General features: G+C 70.7%; 2 protein-coding genes and 1 pseudogene. All 3 read left to right on the forward strand.

The features are described from left to right. The coding region (gene hemB, locus ER13_RS17170; protein ID WP_035311323.1) for a porphobilinogen synthase at positions 1 to 961 on the forward strand (961 nt) is incomplete at its 5' end. Beyond that, on the forward strand, positions 961 to 1,530 hold the full coding sequence (locus tag ER13_RS17175) for a GNAT family N-acetyltransferase (RefSeq protein ID WP_008264134.1): 570 nt from the start codon (positions 961 to 963) through the stop codon (positions 1,528 to 1,530). The genes hemB and ER13_RS17175, both read left to right, overlap by 1 nt. Positions 1,531 to 1,569: 39 nt before the next feature. After that, positions 1,570 to 1,770, forward strand: a pseudogene (locus ER13_RS17180) (hypothetical protein); the annotation flags it as partial.

Genomic DNA, 1,770 nt, shown 5'->3' on the forward strand with positions numbered 1-1,770 from the left:
TCCCCGCCGTCTGCGCGCCAGCCCCTGGGTGCGCCGCCTGGTCGCCGAGACCGTCCTGACCCCCGCCGACCTGATCTGGCCCCTTATCGTCCACGACGGCGCCGAGGACCGCGTACCGGTCGCCTCCATGCCCGGCGTCTTCCGTCTGTCGCCCAAGGCGGCCGCCGCAGCGGCGGTCGAGGCGCGCGTCCTGGGCATTCCGATGCTGGCCCTGTTCCCGAACGTGGACGGCGCCATCAAGGACGCGGTCGGCACGGGGGCGACCGATCCCGACGGCCTGATCCCCGACTGCATCAAGGCCATCAAGGACGCTGCGCCGGAGATCGGGGTCATGACCGACGTCGCTTTGGACTGCTACACCGACCACGGCCACGACGGGGTGCTGGAAGGCGACCGGATCATCAACGACGCCTCGCTGGATCGGCTGGCCGAACAGGCCTTCATCCACGCCCACGCCGGCGCCGACGTGGTCGCCCCGTCGGACATGATGGACGGCCGCATCCAGGCGGTGCGCGAGGCGCTGGAGGCCAACGGCTTCCACGACACCCTGATCCTGTCCTATGCGGCCAAGTTCGCCTCGGCCTTCTACGGCCCTTACCGCGACGCCGTAGGCTCCTCGACTGCGTTGAGGGGCGACAAGAAGACCTATCAGATGGACTACGCCAACTCGGACGAGGCCCTGAAGGAGGTCGCCATGGACCTGTCGGAAGGCGCCGACGCGGTCATGGTCAAGCCGGGCATGCCCTATCTCGACATCGTCCGCCGCGTGTCCGAGACCTTCCGCGTCCCGACCTTCGCCTATCAGGTGTCGGGCGAGTACGCGATGATGCAGGCCTCCATCGCCAACGGCTGGCTCGATCACGACCGCGCCGTTCTGGAGACCCTGCACGGGTTCAAGCGGGCCGGTTGCGCGGGCGTCCTGACCTATTTCGCGCCCCAGGCCGCGCGGCTGCTGGGCTGATGCGGTCTGAGGTCCAGATCCGCGAGGCGACCCCGGCCGACATGGCGGCGATCACCGCCATCTATGCCGAAAGCGTCGCCAACGGACGCGGCACCTTCGAGCTGGAGCCGCCGGACGAGATCGAGATGACGGCCCGCTTCGCCGCCGTCCAGGCCCTGGGCCTGCCCCGGCTGGTCGCCGAGATCGACGGCGCCGTGGTCGGCTACGCCTACGCCGGCCCGTTCCGCACCCGCCAGGCCTATCGCTACATGGTCGAGGACTCGATCTATGTCGCCCCCGAGGCCCGCGGCCGCGGCGTCGCCGGCGCCCTGCTGGACGCCTTGATCGTCGCTTGCGAAGCCCTGGGCCTGCGCCAGATGGTCGCCGTGATCGGCGATTCCGACAACGCCGGCTCCATCGCCCTGCACCGCGCACGCGGCTTCGCCGACGCCGGGGTCTTCAAGGCGGCCGGCTGGAAACATGACGACTGGCGCGACGTCGTCTTCATGCAGCGCGAACTGGGCGCCGGCGGGCAGACGCCGCCGGACGCCCCGGGCCTGCCGCTGGTCGACAAGAAGCCGGCGCGATGATCCATTGCCGCGCTCCGCGCCCGCCCCTATCCTGACGCGGTGAAGATCGTCTCGTCCCTTCTGCTGCTGATCGGCGCCCTGGCGGTGCTGACCCTGGGCGCCCTCGGCGTCTCGGCAGGACCGGCCATGGCCGAGGCGCCGTGCCACGAAACGAGCGCCGAGGCCCGCCCCGACGCCCGTCACGCCGCGCCGGACCAGACGCCCGCTCACCAGAACAAGGCGATGAAGGCCATGGCCTGC

This window comes from Brevundimonas sp. EAKA (genome assembly GCF_000698025.1).
Lineage (GTDB): Bacteria > Pseudomonadota > Alphaproteobacteria > Caulobacterales > Caulobacteraceae > Brevundimonas > Brevundimonas mediterranea_A.

What these genes read in the sequence shown, in the direction of transcription:
- ER13_RS17175 (WP_008264134.1), top strand. Translation starts at nt 961, where the DNA reads ATGCGGTCTGAGGTCCAGATCCGCGAGGCGACCCCGGCCGACATGGCG.